At 38.5% G+C, this 21,472-nt stretch carries 18 protein-coding genes; 15 read left to right on the top strand and 3 right to left on the bottom strand.

Annotated elements, in window-relative coordinates:
• Positions 1–284 precede the first annotated feature (284 nt).
• The 5 genes from A6M14_RS02435 (at position 285) to A6M14_RS02415 (ending at position 5,681) form a co-directional block, all read left to right on the top strand.
• The gene (locus tag A6M14_RS02435) at positions 285–989 is read left to right on the top strand and encodes a DUF8198 family protein (RefSeq protein ID WP_152873398.1); all 705 of its coding nucleotides are present in this window, start codon (positions 285–287) and stop codon (positions 987–989) included.
• Positions 990–1,144: 155 nt separating this feature from the next.
• Positions 1,145–2,092, top strand: coding sequence for a bifunctional demethylmenaquinone methyltransferase/2-methoxy-6-polyprenyl-1,4-benzoquinol methylase UbiE (gene ubiE, locus A6M14_RS02430; RefSeq protein WP_152873396.1), 948 nt, complete (start codon positions 1,145–1,147; stop codon positions 2,090–2,092).
• Between the two features lie 10 nt (positions 2,093–2,102).
• A complete protein-coding gene (locus A6M14_RS02425; protein ID WP_152873394.1) occupies positions 2,103–2,777 on the top strand; it encodes a ubiquinone biosynthesis accessory factor UbiJ in 675 nt (224 codons plus the stop codon).
• A gap of 12 nt (positions 2,778–2,789) precedes the next feature.
• Positions 2,790–4,409 (top strand): ABC1 kinase family protein, encoded by a 1,620-nt coding sequence (locus A6M14_RS02420; protein WP_152873392.1) that lies wholly within the window; start codon positions 2,790–2,792, stop codon positions 4,407–4,409.
• Positions 4,410–4,604: 195 nt separating this feature from the next.
• Positions 4,605–5,681 carry a patatin-like phospholipase family protein gene (locus A6M14_RS02415; protein ID WP_152873390.1) on the top strand — a complete coding sequence of 359 codons (1,077 nt, stop codon included), beginning with the start codon at positions 4,605–4,607 and terminating at the stop codon, positions 5,679–5,681.
• Between the two features lie 49 nt (positions 5,682–5,730).
• On the opposite strand, the gene A6M14_RS02410 is transcribed toward A6M14_RS02415, so the two are convergent.
• Positions 5,731–6,441, bottom strand: coding sequence for a hypothetical protein (locus A6M14_RS02410; RefSeq protein ID WP_152873388.1), 711 nt, complete (start codon positions 6,439–6,441; stop codon positions 5,731–5,733).
• 179 nt (positions 6,442–6,620) lie between these two features.
• Between A6M14_RS02410 and A6M14_RS02405 the strand changes: the two genes are divergently transcribed.
• The 10 genes from A6M14_RS02405 to A6M14_RS02360 all read left to right on the top strand — a co-directional run bounded on the left by A6M14_RS02405 (position 6,621) and on the right by A6M14_RS02360 (position 18,277).
• A complete protein-coding gene (locus tag A6M14_RS02405) occupies positions 6,621–7,925 on the top strand; it encodes an FAD-dependent oxidoreductase (RefSeq protein WP_152873386.1) in 1,305 nt (434 codons plus the stop codon).
• A 97-nt stretch (positions 7,926–8,022) separates the two neighbouring features.
• The gene (hisIE, locus tag A6M14_RS02400) at positions 8,023–8,805 is read left to right on the top strand and encodes a bifunctional phosphoribosyl-AMP cyclohydrolase/phosphoribosyl-ATP diphosphatase HisIE (RefSeq protein WP_152873384.1); all 783 of its coding nucleotides are present in this window, start codon (positions 8,023–8,025) and stop codon (positions 8,803–8,805) included.
• A gap of 16 nt (positions 8,806–8,821) precedes the next feature.
• Positions 8,822–10,324: a UvrD-helicase domain-containing protein gene (locus A6M14_RS02395; protein ID WP_188110837.1), complete on the top strand. Its 1,503-nt coding sequence runs from the start codon at positions 8,822–8,824 to the stop codon at positions 10,322–10,324.
• A gap of 16 nt (positions 10,325–10,340) precedes the next feature.
• Entirely contained in the window at positions 10,341–11,723 is a 1,383-nt protein-coding gene (locus tag A6M14_RS02390) for an AAA family ATPase (RefSeq protein WP_152873382.1), read from the top strand.
• Between the two features lie 330 nt (positions 11,724–12,053).
• Complete coding sequence (locus A6M14_RS02385) at positions 12,054–14,891, top strand: monovalent cation/H+ antiporter subunit A (RefSeq protein WP_152873380.1); 2,838 nt, start codon at positions 12,054–12,056, stop codon at positions 14,889–14,891.
• A 4-nt stretch (positions 14,892–14,895) separates the two neighbouring features.
• Positions 14,896–15,261, top strand: coding sequence for a Na+/H+ antiporter subunit C (locus A6M14_RS02380; protein WP_152873377.1), 366 nt, complete (start codon positions 14,896–14,898; stop codon positions 15,259–15,261).
• A complete protein-coding gene (locus A6M14_RS02375; RefSeq protein ID WP_152873375.1) occupies positions 15,261–17,069 on the top strand; it encodes a monovalent cation/H+ antiporter subunit D in 1,809 nt (602 codons plus the stop codon). The genes A6M14_RS02380 and A6M14_RS02375 overlap by 1 nt, the downstream gene beginning before the upstream one ends.
• Position 17,070: 1 nt before the next feature.
• On the top strand, positions 17,071–17,592 hold the full coding sequence (locus tag A6M14_RS02370) for a Na+/H+ antiporter subunit E (protein ID WP_152873373.1): 522 nt from the start codon (positions 17,071–17,073) through the stop codon (positions 17,590–17,592).
• Complete coding sequence (locus tag A6M14_RS02365) at positions 17,589–17,864, top strand: monovalent cation/H+ antiporter subunit F (RefSeq protein WP_152873371.1); 276 nt, start codon at positions 17,589–17,591, stop codon at positions 17,862–17,864. The genes A6M14_RS02370 and A6M14_RS02365 overlap by 4 nt, the downstream gene beginning before the upstream one ends.
• An 11-nt stretch (positions 17,865–17,875) precedes the next feature.
• Entirely contained in the window at positions 17,876–18,277 is a 402-nt protein-coding gene (locus tag A6M14_RS02360) for a Na+/H+ antiporter subunit G (RefSeq protein WP_152873370.1), read from the top strand.
• A 79-nt stretch (positions 18,278–18,356) separates the two neighbouring features.
• On the opposite strand, the gene A6M14_RS02355 is transcribed toward A6M14_RS02360, so the two are convergent.
• Both A6M14_RS02355 and infB read right to left on the bottom strand, forming a co-directional pair.
• Entirely contained in the window at positions 18,357–18,761 is a 405-nt protein-coding gene (locus A6M14_RS02355) for a ribosome-binding factor A (RefSeq protein ID WP_152873368.1), read from the bottom strand.
• Positions 18,761–21,469 (bottom strand): translation initiation factor IF-2, encoded by a 2,709-nt coding sequence (infB, locus tag A6M14_RS02350; protein ID WP_152873366.1) that lies wholly within the window; start codon positions 21,467–21,469, stop codon positions 18,761–18,763. The genes A6M14_RS02355 and infB overlap by 1 nt, the downstream gene beginning before the upstream one ends.
• Positions 21,470–21,472 lie beyond the last annotated feature (3 nt).

The raw sequence follows: 21,472 nt of genomic DNA, 5'->3' as shown, positions 1-21,472 counted from the left end.
ACCTCATGTTTGAATTCGCCCATGTTATGAAAAATATTTTTATTAATAAATAAATCAATATATTAAATGTTCAAACATATCAATCTAGGCTTTTTTAAAAAAATTATTAAACAGCTCTATTTGACTAAATCAATCACACCACAACAACCGTCATCAACAAATTTCTTTGTTTATTTAAAACACACACTGACGCACCAATTCATGACTTTTTTCTTCCAAACCATAGCGAATCTAGCCAACAACAATTAAAATTCGCCTATTAAGTACATCACCTGAGACGATACATGTCTAAACTTGCTGTTTTAGATGAGCTTTTAGAACTTTACTACCAACTGAAATACCATAAAAATCAGGACATTTTTTACCGCCTGCAAGACGTTCAAGCATGGCAAAAACAACGAATACAACGCACACATGCAAAACAATTTGCAGAAAAGCAAAATATTTTAATGTCAGAATATTTTTTAAATAGACTGTATGGCGGACCAGATTTCGATGCACTTGCAGGGCAAATTGCACGAATTGTAAAATATGCACATAAAGCCGAAAAACTCATTCCTGAAAATGCAATTAAAACAGGAACATCAGGCGTAAAATTAGCCATTTTAGCCGTTCAGTTAGATGAGGAAGTGGCTATTCAATTACTTGAAGATTATCCAAATAATCCTGCACTAAGCGATGAAATGATGCGCCTCACCTATTTAAAACTCAATCAAGGTGAAAACCGTTTAAAACAACTACGCTTACTCGATGAGCTAGGCATCAGTTTAGACAAATACATGCGCTCATTTATGGTTCAAGCTGCATTTAAAATGTGTAAAGGTGCTGCGGCTAAATACCACTTCGACATTATGTATGACTTTATGCAAGATGGCTTTTTGGCGCTAAAACCGTTAAAGTCGGCAGAGAAATTTGTAAAAGAATTTACTGCAATTGAACGACAAATTGTTGATAAAGTTCATGCAGGCGATTTAAATCCATTTCAATAATGGACAAAACTATTTAAAGGGGAAATAAGTCTAAGCTTTATTTTCCTGTATATTATTCATAACAATTGCACGCTGATTGCTGTACATCGACTTAGAATCTGTCATCATGCTAGCACTGCAAAATTAACCCTATTCTTATGTTAGGAGTGACTCAAATGTCGAATGAAAATCAAACGCCTACCTCTTCTTCTGCGTCGGCACAAACAGACAAAGTGAGTCCTTTTCTAACCGAGCCACTTCCTCAAGGTGCGCCACAAGGTCAACAACAATCTTTAGAACTTCCTGCTTCAGATACACCTGTAACAGGTTCTAGTGCTGTACCTAAATACAATCTTCCACGTGGTGCAAATACAGGCAATGTAGGTGCAACAACACATTTCGGCTATCAAACTGTCAATAGTGAAGAAAAAGCGCAAAAAGTTGCTGAAGTATTCCATTCTGTAGCAAGCAAATACGACATCATGAATGACTTAATGTCATTTGGTATTCACCGTCTTTGGAAACGCTTTGCAATTAACATGTCTGGCGTTCGTCGTGGTCAACGTGTACTTGATATTGCAGGCGGCACAGGCGATTTAGCAAAAGTATTTAGTCGTGAAGTCGGTCCAACAGGTCATGTTGTACTTTCAGATATTAACGAATCTATGCTGAATGTAGGTCGTGATCGTTTAATTGATGCAGGTTGCACCAATGTCGATTTCGTTCTTGCCAATGCTGAAACTTTAGAACCATTTGAAGACAACAGCTTCGATCTTTTGACCATTTCTTTTGGTCTACGCAACGTAACAGATAAAGATGCTGCACTTGCTGCAATGTACCGTGTTCTTAAGCCAGGTGGTCGCTTACTTATTTTAGAATTCTCTAAACCAGTATTCGAGCCATTCTCTAAACTTTATGACTTCTATTCATTCACCGCTTTACCAATTATGGGTAAAATTATTGCGAATGACTCAGAAAGTTATAAATATTTAGCAGAATCAATTCGTATGCATCCAGACCAACGTACCTTAAAAGGTATGATGGAAAATGCGAGCTTCCAAAACTGCGATTATCACAACTTAACAGCGGGTGTTGTTGCTGTTCACCGTGGTTTCAAACTTTAAGGTTATGACTATGTGGTCGATTCTGGCACTTGGTGCAGTTGAACGATTCGTTAACCATATCATTGATTTGGATGCGATTACTCGCATTCAGCTCAATGAACTTCAAGGTAAAATGCTTCGTGTGGTTTTAGATAAACCACAGCTTTCAGTTGATGTTTTCTTCGATGAAAATAAAGTTCGTTTAGAACCAACAATTACAGGTCATAGCGAAGCATCTTCAATATTTGAACAACGCCCTTTCGATAAAAACCAACAAGTTTTTGAAGCAACAGCAACATTACATGTAAAAAATGTCGTTGAACTGCTTAAACTTTTAGTTTCAGATGAAGTGGGAAACATTCCACTACAAGGCGATTATCACTTATTGCAAGATATTCAAAAAATTATGCAACAAGCTGAACCCGATTTAGCTGCGCATTTAAGTCCTTGGATTGGTGCTAGCCTTGCACATGAAATTGGTAAAATTCAACGTGCGCCAAAACATTTAAAAAAGACTTTGCAAAGTTATGCATTCTTTGCTGAAGATGCCTTGAAAGAAGATTCAGGCCTATTTGCCTCACGTTGGCAAATGGACGATTTAAATCAAGATACTCGCATTTTCAAACAAAATTTAGACCGTGCTGAAGCAAAAATTCAACAGCTTCAAACACAAGTCGATGCATTAGAAAATACAACTCAAAATTAGGTAATTACATATATGATTCCGCACGTTTCACGTTTACTCGAACTTTGGCGTATTGCAGCGCACTATAGACTCGACACGTTGTTCCCTGCGGATGAATTACCTGAAAAAGCACGACATATTTTAAGCATCATTCGCATGCACCCTGCTGCATGGTCAAGCAAAGAAAGTAAAAATCCTTTAAAGCTCAAACAAGCTTTGGAAGATATGGGGCCACTTGCCATTAAAATGGGACAGTTGCTTTCAACACGTCGTGATTTAATTCCACCTGAAGTTTTAAAACAACTCACGCTTCTACAAGACCAAGTAAAACCATACGGTGTAGATGTTGTAAAATCACGTATTCAACACTCACTTAAAGCAGATGTTGCAACCCTATTTGCACGTTTCGATGAGCAACCTTTAGCAGCAGCATCTATTGCACAAGTTCATACTGCTGCCCTGCACGATGGTCGTGAAGTTGTTGTAAAAGTGACACGCCCCGATATTCGTGCACAAATTATTCAAGATTTTGAAATTTTAGAATGGTTGGGTCACAGCTTAGAAAAACGTTTAGAAGCTGCTCGTGCGCTTCATTTATCTGAAATTATTCAAGACTATCGTCAAATCATCTTAAAAGAACTCGATTTAACTTTAGAAGCAGAAAACACACGTCGTATGCGCCATTACTTCACAGGCTCTAGCATGATGTATGTGCCTGAAGTTTACATGGATAGCAAAGATGTGATGGTGGCTGAACGTATTACAGGCGTTCCAATTTCAGATACCGCAACATTCGATAAATTGGGGATGGATCGTAAAGATCTGGCTGAAAAAGGTTTAACCATTTTCTTTACCCAAGTGTTCCGCGATAACTTTTTCCATGCAGATATGCATCCGGGAAATATTTTTGTAGAAACCATTAATCCAAGTAAACCACGTTATATTGCGCTCGATTGCGCCATTATGGGCGAGCTGTCTAAGCACGATCAAATGACCGTTGCACGTATGTTACTTGCTGTCATGAACAGCAACTTCATGCAACTCATTCAAATTGTGCATCAAGCAGGTTGGATTCCACCGGGAACAGATCAAGATACATTAGCAAGAGAAATGCGTCGTACTGTTGGTCCAATGGTCTCAAAACCAATGAGCGAACTCGATTTTACGGGTATTTTGCTTGAAGTGATGGATATTGCACGTCGTTTCCATTTGGAAATTCCACCTCAACTTATGCTTTTATTGAAAACATTAGTACATGTTGAAGGCTTAGGCACAGACTTATATCCTGACTTAGATATTTGGCAACTTGCTAAACCAATCCTGACAGATTGGGTGAAAACCAATATGAATCCTGTGAAAAATATCAAAGAATTAGGTCAGCAAATTCCTGACTTACTTCTTGGTGCACAAGATTTACCAAGTTTAATGATTGATAGCTTAAATGGTTTAAAAAACCAATCTGCATGGCAAGCAAAGCAATTACAAGAATTGCAAAGTATGCGCTTGCAGATGGAACATCAGCAAAAACGCAGTTGGATTTTTGGCAGTATTATGGCAATTTTCCTGTCTATTGCCGTCATTGCACCATGGTACGTATCGACAGTACTCATTGTACTTGCTAGTTTCTTGGCAATTTGGCGTGTATCTAAATAAAGATGATTGAAACAAAGATAGTTTAAATAAAGATAACTTAAATAAAAAAACACCTGCTTTTAAGCAGGTGTTTTTTTAGCTTTACGAAAAAAATTACAGCATGACTCATGAGTCAATAAGTGACCACTCTTGCCATTGTTGTTAAATATCTAACATCTACAATAATTTACATGTTTGTAATGATCTAAAATTGTAATGCAAATTCTAAAAAAACAACCACCTGCTTTAAATATTCGTGCAGGTCATCTTGCTCGTCAACTTATAGAAAAAGAAGGCTTACATGCATCTCAAGTGGATACGCTTCCCGGAGCAGCAGGTGGTCCAAAAGGCATTGGCATACAAGGTTTAGATCAAGCTATTTTCGGCAACTTTCTTGCGCAGTCGCCACAACGTAGAACCGTCATTGGTTCAAGCATTGGCAGTTGGCGTTTTGCGAGTATTTTGGCTTGGGGTGCAAAAGAAGGTACAGAAAAACTTTCTGAGCTTTATACAAATTTGCATTTCACTAATAAAATGTCACGTGAAGAAGTCGGTGATATTTGTCGCAATATGCTACTCGAATTAATTCAAGGCAAAGAACAACAACTTGTCGAACATCCTAATTACCACTTAACTGTTCTTTCGGTAAAATCTCAGCATATTTTCCAAAGCGATAAAGCCTTACCGTTACTTGCTTCGGTTGCGGGTATTGTCAGTAGTAATGCCATTGCACGTAAACATAATCGTTTATTTATGCAACGCGTGATTAGTCAGCCCAATATAGGCGAACAATTTAAAGTTGAAGATGATTTTGTCACACATTACCAAACCTTGAATCATGACAATGTTTTAGCTTGGCTGATGGCATCGGCTTCAATTCCAGGGGTGATGTCTGCTGTTCGAAATATTCCAAATGCACCGCAAGGAAGTTACCGTGATGGTGGTTTAATTGATTATCACATCGACTTACCATTTCAAAGTAAAGGCATTGTTTTATATCCACATTTCACCGACAGCATTACGCCCGGGTGGTTCGATAAAATGTTAAAAAACAGAAAGTCGAATCCTGAGAATCAAGCACGTACTTTATTATTATCACCATCTCAGGAATATTTAAATTCTTTGCCTTTGGGACGTTTACCTGACCGTAAAGATTTCACTTTAAAAGGTTTAGATCAAAGCAAGCGTATTCAACTTTGGAAACAAAGCATTTCTGAAAGTCAGCGTTTGGGCGATGAATTTTTAGAAATGATTGAAAAGCAAAATTTTGCTGAATTCATGTACGATTTGTGAGATGAGAGAGTCACCTCTTAAAGTGAAGCAACTCTCATAAGAATGATATTTATTTAGTAACACTACCAACAGCTATACCTACAACTGCAAAAGGAATAATAATTGCATCGGCAACTAAAGCAAAAGGCGTTTGAATAATATTATCAATGAGACTAAATTTATGCCAAGATCTGCGAACCTCGTAATATCCGACTTTAACCTTATAAGATTTCGACATGTTTTGAAGTTTTGTTGATTTCATTTCATCATTAAGCATGATGATCTTTCCCTTAATTGGAATGTATCGAATCAAAGATAATTCATTGTCCTTTTCTACTAGCTTAGTTTTAAACCTTTCTGACTGAGCTTTAAATAATTCTTTTTGTTCTGTTGTTGGATTTTTCACAGAGAATCTAAAAGCTAAATTAGCATTGAACATATAATTAGATTTATTTTTTGAGTCTACATCTAATACTAAAGCTTGGTCTTGCCTGTAAAGCATTTCAATACTTGTATTTTTTGCTCCTAATAATAAAAGTTGGTTAACATCCTCACTACCATCTTCTATTAGATATGCATTATCTATTCCAATAACTAAAAAATTCGTACTTGAATCTTTCTGTACAACTTTAGCAAAATCTGAGACTTGATCTTCTTTAAGCGTATTAAATTCTTTTGTTGTGTGTGTCGCTGAGTTCTCGTTCCAAAGCATTGTTGTCATACAAGCCGTTAAAAATATGCTTATAAATACAGTTGCTATAAGCAACGTCATTTTTTTCATTCAAACTACCCTTTTCGTTAAAATAAGGAATTTTTTTCGCTTTTAAAACGAAATTATTTTTAAGTTTAGATTAATAATAAAACCATAACTTGTACTTTAAGTATACAAATACAATTTACTTCCCACTTAATTCTCGAGATAATCAAAACAATAAAATTAAATATATTTATTCAAATTTAATGATTAAAAAGCATATTGCCATTATTGGGGCTGGCACAACAGGTATTGCATCTGCAATTCTTTTAGCCAAGCAAAACATTCAAGTCAGTATTTTTGAAAAAGCGGAAAATCTAGATCCTGTAGGTGCGGGTTTACTCCTTCAACCTTCAGGTTTGGCCGTGTTTGAACATTTAGGTATGTTAGAACATGCGCTTCAACTTGGTACAGTTGTTACAGGTCTTGAAGGTCAACTTGCCAATGGACAACTGCTTGTAAATAGTCACTATAAACAAGCGAATGAAAACTTCTACGGACTGGGTATTCATCGTGCAAGCTTATGTCATGTTTTAGAAAGCAAAGCTCGCGAATTTCCAAATCACATTCATTGGTATATGGGGCATGATGTTCATACGCTCAATGAAAATACAGATGACATCCGTATTAAAGGAACATCGAGCAATGGCAAATTTGAAGCTGCTTTTGATGTGGTGATTGTTGCCAATGGCGCACGAAGTTCTATTCGCCCCGAAGCTTGGGTGAAAGTAAATAAGCCTTATCCTTGGGGTGCAAAGTGGATTATTGTGCCCGAGTGCCAAGAATTAAATCCTCAAATTCTGCATCAATTTTATGACAAAGCCCAAACCATGATGGGCATTATGCCAACAGGTGCTATTCCACATAGTACGAATAAACTTTCAAGTGTTTTTTGGAGCATGCCCACAGAACAGCTCGATTCTTTTTTATTAGATAAAGCATCTCAGCAAAAGTGGCTACATCAGGTTCATCAAAGATGGAGTAAAGCCGCAGAATGGCTTGAAACCGTGCTTCCCGAAGAAAATAATCAAGAAAAATGGCTATCTGCCAATTATAGAGATGTGGTGATGTCTAAATTTGGCGAAGGCAGAATTGGCGTCATTGGTGATGCTGCTCATGCAATGAGTCCGCAACTTGGGCAAGGAGCAAATATGGCTTTGCTGGATGCTTGGGCTTTAGGGCAATCATTCCAAATAGCAACACAAAAAGACAATTTAGACTTAAATGAACTTTGGAAAAGTTATCATCAGCATCGACAACCTTCCATTCGTTTTTACCAATTTTTTAGCCGATTACTGACACCGCTGTATCAATCGCATTCCAAAATTGCAGGGCCAATTCGAGATTTAGCCTTTTTAAGCATGTATCAAATCCCCTATTTCCGCAAAGAAATGGCGATTACGATTTCAGGCTTAAAATCGAATATGTTGCAAACAATGAATTATGCAGATATTGCAAAACCCGCGAAAGATCATACAGATTTTGCCCTAAACACTTTAAAAATAGATTAAGATTTATTTCCTTAAAAGGATGTGGATGCCGTACACTATCGAAACGATACGGCAGACGTATTGATTAATTTTTTGAAAATATTTTGGTGAAATACTCATGAATAATGTGCAATGGCTCGATGAAGTAAAATTTAACGAACAAGGTTTAATCCCTGCCATTGCTCAGCATCATCAAACGGGTCGTGTGTTAATGGTTGCGTGGATGAACCGTGAAGCATTAACCTTAACGGCTGAAAAAAACCAAGCGGTTTATTTTTCTCGTTCGCGTAATAAGTTGTGGCACAAAGGCGAAGAATCAGGTCATTTCCAAACCGTTCATGAAATTCGTTTAGATTGCGATGCAGACGTAATTGTTCTTCAAATTGAACAACACGGCGGAATTGCATGTCATACAGGTCGTGAATCTTGCTTCTATCGTAAACTTACGCCAAATGGTTGGGAAATTGTAGACGCTCAAATTAAAGATCCGAACCAAATTTATGGCGAGAAATCGACAAATCCACATACGCTTGCAATGAATGCTTCAACTGCAAAATCTGAACAAGTGGATGTTTTGTCTTATTTAGGAAAAATGATGGCAGATCGTAAAAAAGCCGATCCTGACTCATCTTATGTGGCGAAGCTTTATCATAAAGGTTTAAACAAAATTTTAGAAAAAGTGGGTGAAGAAAGTGTTGAAACCATTATTTCTGCTAAAGATTTTGACTCAAAAGCCAATGAAGACAACAAAAATGATGTCATTTACGAAGTCGCTGATCTTTGGTTCCATACCATTGTGATGCTTGGTTACTTCGATTTAGATGTTCAATTGGTGCTCAACGAACTTGCTCGTCGTCAAGGTTTATCTGGCTTGGTTGAAAAATCGAATCGCCAGCATTAATTAAAGTAAATAATCTGTGTCTGAAAATAAAAAACCAAGTGCGACCTATGAACAAGCAACTGCGATTGATAACGCACGTCTAGGCAAATCTTTTAAAGTGATTGCCTATGCAGGCACAGGTAAAACCACCACATTACAAATGATTAGCGATGCCATGCCACAAAGACGTGGCATGTATCTCGCTTTCAACAAAACCATTGCCGCAGAAGCACAAAGTAAATTTCACCGAAATGTCGAGTGTCGAACTTTTCACTCTTTGGCTTATAGAAGTGTTCCACGTGGAATCACCGATAAATTACGTTTACCACGTTTAAGCCCGAGTTTTATTGCCAAAGAATATCGATTAGAACCCATTACGCTTCGACGTATGATGGGTGGGCGTTATGAAAAATACGTTTTAATGCCTTCACGATTAGCAAGTTTGGTTGCCAATACCGTCAGCTATTTCTGTTCTACAAGCTCGCAATACCCTGCTCCTCGACATATTCAAGCGCCTAGTTGGTTGCATCCTGATGATATTGAATCTTTACAAATTCATTTGTATAAAGCCGTTGAGCGTCGTTGGTTAGAATCGATTGATCCAAATCATGAAGCAGGAATTGGACACGATATTTATTTAAAACTTTGGGCTTTGTCTGAACCAAATATTCCATCTGACTATGTTTTATTTGATGAAGCACAAGATGCAGACCCGCTCATGCTTGGAATTTTGCTGAAACAGCGAAATTCACAAGTTATTTATGTCGGCGATGCACATCAGCAAATTTATGCTTGGCGAGGTGCTGTTAATGCCATGCAGCAACTTCCCTTGCCCGAATCCCGCTTAACGACATCGTTCCGTTTTGGTGAGGAAATTGCATTGAATGCCAATGCCATTTTAGGTGCGTTGAATGAAACCGTGCCGTTATTGGGTAATCCACAACTCAATTCCAAAGTTGTGAATAAACCACATACCAAAATGCGTGATGCAATTTTGTGTCGTACCAATGCACGTGCAATGGAACTTTTACTTTCAGGTTTGCTTCATGGCGATAAAGTCAGCTTGCAAGCAGATCATGTTAGATTAAATAAATTTGTGGATGCTGCAAGCATGCTCAAGCAAGGCAAACGTGTTGTCGATGTGCCTGAGTTGGCTTGGTTTAATTCTTGGCACGATGTTCACGAATACTGTGAAACCAACGATGGTGGCGACATCAAACCATTGGTTAAACTCGTTGATGATCATGGAACAGATCCGCTAAAACGTGCTTTAGCGAAAATTACACCTATTGATCAAGCCGACTATATTATTTCTACAGCGCATAAAGCCAAAGGTTTAGAGTGGAATCGTGTTCATATTGAAGATGACTACCAATTTAGACTGAACGATAAAGACTTTAAAATTAGCGATGAAGAATTACGTTTATTGTACGTCGCATGTACTCGCGCTAAGTTAAGCTTAAATATTCATCATATTTACGATTTGGTTCAACAACTCAAAATAAAAATGCCAATATCACTACGTAAAGCTGTGGGTTAATTAATGCAGGTATCTTATGAAATTAAAATCGATACAATTCAAACACATTACGCATTTTACTGACACAAAGATAGAGTTTCATTATCACGACAAACCTATTACGCTTATTTTAGGTGATCAAGGTTCAGGTAAAACATCTTTACTTCGCTCTACTTTTTTAGCGCTTACTTGGTTTTCAGCACGTTATAAAGATGCACGAACAGCAGGTGCTGTTTTGCCTGACCAAGATATCAAACAAGGTCGTCTACAGTCTAAAATTGATATTAAAGTTCATATTCCAACAGAAATTGGCTCACTTCCTGAATCCATAAATTCAAGCGAAATTGAAACTCAAATATGTGATTGGCAACTTTATAAAACACAAACAAAAGCCTTAGCAGGTTATAGCAAAGCTGAAACTCAAAAATTAGAAAAGCTCGTTACACTTTATCAAAAAGCGATGCAACTTGATCCATTACAAGGTCTACCGCTTATTGCCTATTACCCTTCTGAGCGTTTCGTTCACGAAATCAATTTAATGAGCAAAAATAATCCTGCCATTTTTCAAGCAGGAAATGCCTATGAAATTACAACAATTCCATACACCACTTTTGCTCGTTTTTTTGAATGGTTTCGTGAAATTTCAGACATTGAAAATGCACAAACCACAGACTTAGTGAATCGTTTAATTGCCAATCAACATGGTGAAGATCCACATCAAGATTTAAGCGCAGCTTTAATTAATGCATACAACCAAATGCATGCACCAAGTTTAACCGCTTTAAAAGATACCCTTGCTACGATATTTCCTGAGCTCACAAATATCTACTTACAATACTTACCCAAATTACAACTCATGGTGACCTATAAAGGTAAGAGCATGATGTTCCAACAACTTTCCAATAGTTTAAAAAATTGGATTGCTTTGGTGGGTGATATTGTTCGTCGATTATGTTTATTAAATACTGCGAACCTATACCCATGTTTAGAGGGCGAAGGGATTTTACTCATAGATGAAATTGACCAACAACTCGATCAAGATGAATGCGCAACAATTTTGGCTCGCTTGAATAAAGCATTTCCACATGTGCAAATTATCGTGACAGGTAATCGCACAGAATTATTAGAAAATGCTTCAGACTATCAATGCTTACAATTAGAAAATCAGCAATTACACCCTGTTCTTGTACCTACGCTTCAAGCAGAATTCGATGAAATCTATCAAAATCTGAATTTAAATTTAGATGATATTGAAACTGATATTTCAGAACACATCGATCATCTTCAAGAACCACTAGATAGCGCACAAAGCTTTTTCGAACTCATTCGTGAAAACCTAAATGAAGATCAGCAAAAGAATTTAATCTTTCTGCTCAATAATCGAGAAAATGCATCTTTAGAACACAAGCTTCATGAATAATTATTATTCAAAATAAGTCTTTGCTTACATTTATTAAAAATATCTTGTCGCGCATTCATCCCATAGAGAAATGAAGTCAGCGTATAATGTTCTCCGTGGGATCGAAAAAGATTGATGTTGCGTCTTGGCTGTAATATGATCGGATTTATTTGCAATTTTTGTAAAAAAATCGGATTTTGCAATCATTCCTAAGTTGCGCAATACAACTTACTTTTCATTTAGATTAAACATTTGGCTTTCAAGATTTAGAAACTTGGATGGTTCTTTGCTGTCCTATAATCCTTGAAAGATTAAGATTCACGCTAGGTTTTTTAGACCTAAATCACGACAATGGATATGAGTGTGCTACCGATTATTATATTGTTACCGTTAGTACTAGGCACAATACTTGTCTCGTGGCTGAAGAAATTCTCACGCGGGGTAACAGCTTTAGGTGCTATTGGAGTCAGCTTAACGAGTTTAATTTTGTTGCTGACTCAAGCCAAAACAGTTTTTAATGGTGAAACCATTATTCAAACTTGGTCTTGGCTACCTCAATTAGGAATAGACCTAAGTTTCCGCCTCGATGCACTTGGTTTACTCTTTTCCCTCCTCATTACGGGAATTGGTACACTTATTTATATTTATGCATATTATTATTTAAGCCCTAAAAACTCACTCAGCAAATTATATTTATTACTCATGCTGTTTATGGCAGCAATGCTGGGGATATCTTTATCTAACAACTTACTCTTATTACTCGTTTTCTGGGAACTTACCAGTATCTCATCCTTCCTACTTGTCGGATATTGGAGCAATTACGAAGCTGCTCAACGCGGTTCTCGTATGGCACTTACAATTACAGGCATGGGTGGTTTAGCCATGCTGGGTGGCTTTATTTTGTTAGGGCAAATTACAGGTACCTATCAAATAGACCAAATTTTAGGAATGTCTGAGCAAATTCAAAATCATGCTCTATTTGTTCCAACATTATTATTAATTTTGTTGGGTGCTTTTACTAAAAGTGCGCAGTTTCCTTTCCACTTTTGGCTGCCAAATGCAATGGCAGCACCAACACCTGTATCTGCATATTTACACTCTGCAACCATGGTTAAAGCAGGTATTTTCTTACTTGCACGGTTAATTCCAATTTTTGCAGGTGCGGCGCTTTATCATAATATTGTTACTTTCGTTGGATTATTCACGTTATGCATGGCGGCTTTCTTCGCCATCTTTAAAGAAGATTTAAAAGGTTTATTAGCGTATTCAACCATCAGCCATTTAGGTCTTATTGTTTGCTTACTTGGTATTGGCTCTCCCCTTGCGGTTGCTGCGGCAATTTTCCATATTATTAACCATGCAACATTTAAAGCTGCGTTGTTCATGATTGCAGGTATTATCGACCATGAATCGGGTACACGTGATTTGCGTAAACTCAGTGGTTTATGGCAACTTCTTCCGTTTACAGCAACATTAACAATGATTACTGCAGCATCTATGGCAGGTGTTCCACTCACAAATGGCTTCTTGTCTAAAGAGATGTTCTTTACAGAACTACTTGCCAATTTGTCAGGCCCTGTGATGGTTGTCTCTGCAATTGTTGCAACATTTGCAGGAATTTTTGCAGTTGCTTACTCGGTTCGCTTAGTACACGGGGTTTTCTTTGATGGACCCGTAGGCAAAGATGTACCTAATAAAGATGCGCATGAACCTACTTTTGGAATGAGAGCACCTGCAACATTACTTGCCATCTTGTGCATTTTAGTGGGAATTTTACCTACACTATTCATCCAAAATGTTGTGAACAGTACTACACGTGCAAGTACACAATTGGCAAACTTTGAAGGCGTACATATTGCCATTTGGCATGGTTTTAATATGCCATTGCTCATGAGTGTTATTGCTTTAATTGGTGGTGTTAGTTTCTACTTTGCATTAGCTAAAGGTGGAAAAATCCGTGAAATTGACCTAGATCCTTATTTAGGGAAATTCCAAGGCAAAGTTTTATTTGAATTATTTTTAAAACATCTACTACTCAATTCACGCAAATTTAAACGTGCAACTGAAAATGGAAAATTACAAAGCTATCTCTTATGGATTGTATTCTTCAGCATTGCCGTTGTTGCCATGCCATTATTCAATTCAGGACTGACAACAGGTACACGTGAATTAACTCATGCCCCAGCTATCGCCATTGTTCTTTGGCTTTTATTATTCTCTGCATGTTGGATGATGCTGTGGTTCCATCACGAGCGCATTAAAGCTATTTTAATTAGTGGTGCTGTTGGCTTAGTCGTAACCATTGTATTCGTTTGCTTCTCTGCACCCGATTTAGCATTAACTCAAATTACAGTAGATGTAGTCACAACTGTTTTACTACTAATGAGCTTATCCTTACTTCCACAACTTACACCTTATGAATCTTCTGTACCTAGACGTTGGCGAGATGCGATTATTGCAATTTCTGGTGGTGTAGGTATTGCGTGGATTACATGGCTCATACTCACGCGTGATCACAACTCAATTTCATGGTTCTTTATGCAACAAGCCATCCCTCTTGGTGGTGGTACGAACGTTGTAAACGTGATTTTGGTCGACTTCCGTGGTTTCGATACCTTTGGTGAAATTACCGTATTAGGTATTGCTGCAATTGGTGCACTTTGTTTAATGGATGGTATGCGTACTCATGGTACAACCACAACGCAAGGTCTTACTTACCGCTTTAACCCATCCCCTTTGATGTTCCGTATTACATCTTCTTGGATTTTAGCCTTAGCACTTGTGGTGAGCTTATATATCTTCCTACGTGGTCATAACTTACCAGGTGGTGGCTTTATTGCAGGTTTAATTACCTCTCTTGCACTTGTGATTCAATATATTGCATTAGGTCAAGATCAAGCAGAACGCTTACTAAAAGCCAAGTCAGGTCGTTTATATGAAATTTGGATTGGTATTGGTTTAGTCATTGCAGGCTTATCAGGTATGGGGGCATGGATTTGGGGTCGCCCATTCTTAACAAGCGCACATATTTATGTGAACCCACCAATTTTAGGTGAAATGCATTTAGCATCTGCATCAATTTTTGACTTGGGTGTTTATATTACTGTTGTTGGCGCAACCATGCTGATGATTTCCGTACTTGGCGACTCACGTCATACCAGTATTACTGGTCCAGTTCCGAAGGGGTGAAAATATGATTAGTTTAGAAATTTTACTCGCCTCTTCTATTGGATTACTCACCGCAACAGGCATTTATTTAATCCTACGTGCGCGTACATTCCCTGTAGTGCTTGGTTTAGCCATGATTGGTTATGCCGTGAATTTGTTTTTATTTGCTATGGGACGTATTCAGGTCAATGCACCTGCCGTACTTACAGCAACAGAACGCGTAACAGATCCACTTCCACAAGCTTTAGTTTTAACGGCAATCGTCATTGGTTTTGCAACAACAGCATTTATTGTGCAACTTGCATTACGCAGTCGTTTTGAAACAGGAACAGACCACGTTGACTCAAAAGAAGAAATACCGCAAATTGACCCACGTGAGGATGAGCCATAATGAATGACATCCTCCAATTTTGGACACAACATACTCCTATTTTTAGTATTTTAATTCCTGCAATTACTGCATTTATTTTAGTACTTTTAGGCAACCCTGGTTCAGGTTCACTTGCGCACGATTGGCGCCAACCTTGGCGTCGTGGTATCAGTTACGTTTCTTCGGCACTGGGCTTATTCACCGCAATTAACTATTTGATTTTTGCAAGTAGTGGTCAAATTACGGTTTATAACCTCAGTGAATGGGCAGCTCCTTTTGGTATTGTCTTAGTCCTCGACCAACTTTCTGCATTTATGTTGGTACTCACCTATGGGCTTGCTGTTCCTGTTATGTGGTATGCAAGTAAAGAATGGGATGAGCGTGGACGTTACTTCCATGCCATGTTCCATTTTTTATTGATGGGACTTTGTGGTGCATTCCTGACAGGCGATTTATTTAACTTATTCGTATTCTTTGAAATTTTACTCATGGCCTCTTATGTCCTCTTACTTCACGGACAAGGCAGAGCAAGATTTCAATTGGGCATTCATTACGTCACCATCAACTTACTCGCTTCTGCCCTTTTCCTTATTGGCTTAGGCATGATTTACGGCAGTGTTGGTAGTTTAAATATGGCTGATGTCGCACGACTCATGCCATTACTTGAGCCCGATCAGCATAAACTTGCAGTTGCAGGTGGATTACTTTTATTTGTTGTCTTTGGTATTAAAGCAGCCATGTTACCTGTAGGTTTTTGGCTACCCAAAACCTATGCCGTTGCAACCACACCTGTAGCTGCTATTTTCACCATTATGACCAAAGTGGGTATTTACTCTATTTTACGGGTAAATGGCACAGTATTTGATGATGATTTAAGCCGTTCAATTCTACAAAACTTATTATTACCTATCGGTTTAATTACTTCGCTTTATGGTGCAATTTGTGCGATTGGTGCTGAACGCCTAAGACGCTTTGTTGGCTTTATGATTTTGTCATCTATTGGCACAATTCTTATTGCAATATCACTATTCAATACGCAAGCTTGGGCAGCAGCATTGTACTACCTTGTACACAGTACGCTTATTGGTGCGGCTTTTTATTTACTGTCTGGTTGGATTACATCCCAACGTGGTGAATTTAAAGATCACTTTAAAATTGCACCACAAATGAAGCAACATAAAGTTGTTTCTATTACCTACTTCATCATTGCTCTAATGATGGCAGGTTTACCCCCTTTCAGTGGTTTCTTTGGTAAAGTATTCCTTTTACAAGCAACCGCAAATTCACCGTATCAACTGATCATTATCATTACAGTTTTAGTGGTCAGTCTTTTAAGTATTATTGCATTTACACGTGTTGGCTTTGTCCTATTCTGGCGCTCAACTAAGCCTGAAAATGACCCATCAAAAGATGAATTTAAAACATACCAAGCTTTACCTGAAATTGCCCCAAAACGTAACGATATAGCCATCTACATTTTACTCGGCACATTAATGATGTATGTTGTATTTGCAAATCCAATTTACAACTATGTCTCTAATACTGCACAGCAAATTCAAAACAATGCATTATATGAAGCAATGTTCTTGAAAAAAGATGAACATGGCGAGTTTATTAGCGTTCAACCTTTTGATGCAGGAAATCTACCAGAAACGAAATATGGCGGTGAAACTGTAGATCCAAATGCACACTTAATTCCTTATGTTATTTCTAAGGATACGCTAGATGGTGAACATATTTCTGAGTTTAAAAAACGTCAAATTTTAGAACAGGACATTCAAGAAGATCACCCTGAAATAGATGAACTTAAACCAATGGAGAAACCATAATATGCAAAAAAAATCTTTTGTAGACTGCTGGTTTCCCCATCCGCTTGTTTCAGTGCTGTGTGGTTTAAGCTGGGTAATGTTGGCACATAGTTTAGATGCTGCCACCTTGCTTATGGCTTTTGTTTTGGCAATTTCTATCCCAAAACTCCTGAACCAATTTATTGACCGTACTGGCAGTATTCATTGGATGGAAGCTGTTAAATTATTTTTAATTGTCGTGTGGGATATTATTCTGTGCAACATCAATGTCGCAAAATTAGTTCTAGGGCCAACCAAAAACCTACACCCTAAATGGTTCCGCGTACCACTAGACTCACAACACGAAGAAGTTAATTCACTTCTCGCGATGATTATTACCACCACCCCAGGTACAGTCACAGCGGGTATTGATCAAGATCGTTGCGATATTCTCGTTCATGCCTTGAGTACCGATGATGTTGAAAATGAAATTAAGACCATTAAGGCTCGCTATGAGCAACCTTTAATGCGTATTTTTGGCGTGAAAGCAGGAGATAAATCATGAGCATTTTGCCCTACGCTTTAAGTATTTGCATGATTGCAATTACAATCTCGATGTTCTTATGCCTTGTTCGTTTAATTATGGGACCGTCTATCGTAGATCGCCTCTTGGCCTTAGATACCTTATTTTTAAATTCAATTTGCTTAATTGTGGTTTTAGGCATTTATTGGGCAAGCACATCATTATTTGAAGGTGCATTACTTGTTGCAATGCTTGGTTTCGTTTCAACAACTGCTTTGGCTAGATATTTTACATCTGGCCATGTGATTGATTAGGAGAACAGACTATGCAACTTGTTATGGAAATTCTCGTTTCAATATTTTTACTGGTTGGTGCTTTTTTCATACTCATCGGTAGTATTGGTATGGTTCGGCTCCCCGATTTATTTATGCGCTTACATGCACCAACAAAATCTGGCACGCTTGGTTTAGGTAGTTTTTTATTAGCTTCAATGATTTACTCAGCTTTTCAAGGTCGCTTTGGCTTCGCTGAAATTTTAATTACGTTATTCACGTTTATCACAGCACCAGTATCTGCAAATTTAATGGCTCAAGCAGCATTACATTTACGTTTAAGATCTATGAGTGGTGATGTACCCGAAACTATTGATCGTCCTTTACCGTGGCAACGTACACGTCGACGTGCTTTCCACGCAAAAAGTAAATCAACCAAAGATGACTTACATTAATTTTTAGAATCAATTTATAAGTCAAAATATTAGATATAAAAAAGCCACCCTAAGGTGGCTTTTTTACAATTACAGCAAATTATTCATCATCTTGTTTTGCTTCAACAGGAGGTAAATCCTTCACTGCTTCTGCAATTAGACCAAACATATAATTACCATAAGCATTCGTCTTATCGTAATGGAAACGCAAACGCGGTGTAATGCGCGTTTTAATACGACGACCCAATTCATGACGCAAGAAACCAGATGCACTATTTAATACATCTAAAGTTTCCTTATTTGCCACTTCACTTTGGTCATCGCCAAGTTCACGTCCCATCACTGTTACGTATACTTCAGCATATCCTAAATCTGGGCTAACCTTCACAGCAGAGATGGTCACAAGACCACCTAAGCGTGGATCTTTAAGCTCTTGACGGATAAGCTCAGACAACTCGCGTTGTACAGTATCCGCCATGCGCTTCAGACGTTGACTACCCGCCATTAAAGACTCCGTTTAATTAATTTAACATCGTACACTTCAATCTTATCAAGTGCTTTAATGTCTTTATAACCTTTAACCGCAAGACCACATTCCATACCAGCACGAACATCTTCAACGACTTCTTTATAGCGACGAAGAGATTCAAGCTCACCTTGGAACACAACCACGTCATCACGTAATACGCGAATTGGTTTATTGCGATGTAATGTACCTTCAAGCACCATACAGCCTGCAGCCGCACCGAATTTACTTGAGTGGAATACTTCACGTACTTGAGCAACACCAAGAATTGTTTCACGATGTTCTGGCTCAAGCTTACCGCTCATTGCCGCTTTAACATCATCAATCAATTGATAGATTACTGAGTAGTAACGAATATCAATGCTATCCGCATCTGCTTTTTGACGAGCAGTGTTGTCCGCACGTACGTTAAAGCCAAGAAGAACAGCTTCTGAAGATTCAGCAAGTGTAACGTCAGACTCAGTGATTGCACCAACACCTGAACCGATAATACGTACTTTAACTTCGTCAGTTGCAAGTTCAGCAAGCGCAACATGAAGTGCTTCTAATGTACCGCGTACGTCAGTTTTAAGAACAACGTTAACGATAGGCACATCTTTCTTGCCCATAGACGCCATGATGTTTTCAAGACGCATAGCAGATTGACGTTCAAGACGTTTTTGACGTTCACGATCCATACGTGCATCGGCAACTTCACGTGCTTTCTTCTCATCTGTTACAACAAGAACTTCATCACCCGCCATTGGCGCTTCTGGAAGACCTAAAATTTCAACTGGAATTGAAGGACCTGCAGACTTAATACGATTACCGTTTTCATCAGTCATCGCACGAACGCGACCATAAGATGAACCAGCAAGTACTAAATCACCCACTTTCAATGTACCATTTTGAACAAGGATAGATGTTACAGCACCACGGCTGTTATCTACACGTGCTTCAATTACAACACCTTGTGCAGCACCTTCTTCAGACGCTTTCAACTCTAACATTTCTGCTTGAATTGAAATAAGATCTAGAAGTTCATCAATACCTTGACCAGAATGTGCTGAAACCATTGCTACTGGAACATCACCACCCCATTGTTCAGGGACGATTTGTTTCGCAGTCAATTCATTCAATACGCGATCTGGATCAGCAGATTCTTTATCCATTTTGTTGATTGCAACAATAATTGGAGTACCTGCAGCACGAGCATGATCAATTGCTTCCGCTGTTTGTGGCATTACACCATCATCAGCTGCAACAACAAGAACTACGATATCAGTCGCTTTCGCACCACGTGAACGCATAGCAGTAAACGCTGCGTGTCCCGGAGTATCTAGGAAAGTGATAATACCTTTTTCAGTTGTAACGTGGTAAGCACCGATATGCTGTGTAATACCGCCCGCTTCGCCTTGTGCAACTTTAGCACGACGAATACGGTCAAGAAGCGATGTTTTACCATGGTCAACGTGACCCATGATTGTCACTACTGGTGCACGTGTAGATTGCGCACCACGAGCAACTTCAGCAGCTTCAAGTAAGTTATCTTCCGCTTGAGTATCAGATACACGAACTGGGTTATGACCCATTTCTTCTACAACAAGTGCAGCAATATCTTGTTCAATCGCTTGGTTTTGAGTAACCAATTCACCCATTTTCATAAGTGATTTAATAACTTCACGAACCTTGATTGCCATTTTTGCAGCTAAGTCAGCAACAACAATCGTTTCACCGATTTCAACATCATAAACTTGTTTTTTAACTGGTTTTTCAAAGCCGTGCTTGTTGCCCTGACTTGTTTTCAAACCACGTTTAGGTTGCTTACTGAAGCTTTGCTCTTCCTGACCACGACGACCACCTTTTTTCGGTGCACGTGCAGTTGGTGTATTCGTACCACGTTTAATCTCGCGGTCTTCTTTCGCAAATGAATCTTCGTATGCTTGACCAACAAGACCAGCAGCCAGTGGTGAATCATCTACTACACGAATAGTTGCAGTAGTAGCATCATCACTAGAGTACTTAGTTGCCATTTGGCGCATTTGTTCAAGCGTACGTTGTTGAGCTTCTTCAGCTGACTTACGACGTGCTGCTTCTTCAGTCGCTTTTAATTGTGCGGCTTGAGCTTCACGTGCGCGTTTTTGTTCAGGTGTTTCTACTTGTTTAACTTGTGCTTTCACAACAGGTTTGTTTGTAGATTTACGCTTAACAACAACAGCCGCTTTAGATACTTCTTGCTTTTCAGTTGTTTGCTTTGCAGCAGCACGCATCGCTTCTAATGCTTTACTTGCACCAGAAGACTGTGATGGTGTTTCAGCTTTCGCTGTAGATTTATTCGCAACATTTTGAGTTGCTTGTTTCGCTTGTTCTTCAGCTTTCGCTAAAGCTTCAGCTTTAATTTGTTCAGGATCTGGCTTAACAAATGTATGTTTCTTGCGAACTTCTACATTAATCGTTTTCGCTTTACCTGATGTACTTGCCACTTTAGCAGTACTGGTAGTTTTACGTTTCAACGTGATTTGTCCTGCATTACCTGTATCTTGACCATGAATTTTTTTCAAATGGTTGACTAAGGTATCTTGTTGTTCAGTAGAAATAATATCGTCAGCTTTACTTTGCGGTAAGCCAGCATCACGAACCTGTTCCAGGAGCTTCTCAATTGGACGACCCACACTGAGTGCCAACTCTTTAATCGACTTGTCCGTCATATA

The organism is Acinetobacter portensis (assembly GCF_009372215.1).
GTDB classification, from domain to species: domain Bacteria; phylum Pseudomonadota; class Gammaproteobacteria; order Pseudomonadales; family Moraxellaceae; genus Acinetobacter; species Acinetobacter portensis.
The sequence above is the reverse complement of the archived record's forward strand: the minus strand, read 5'-3'. Positions and strand labels throughout refer to the sequence as shown.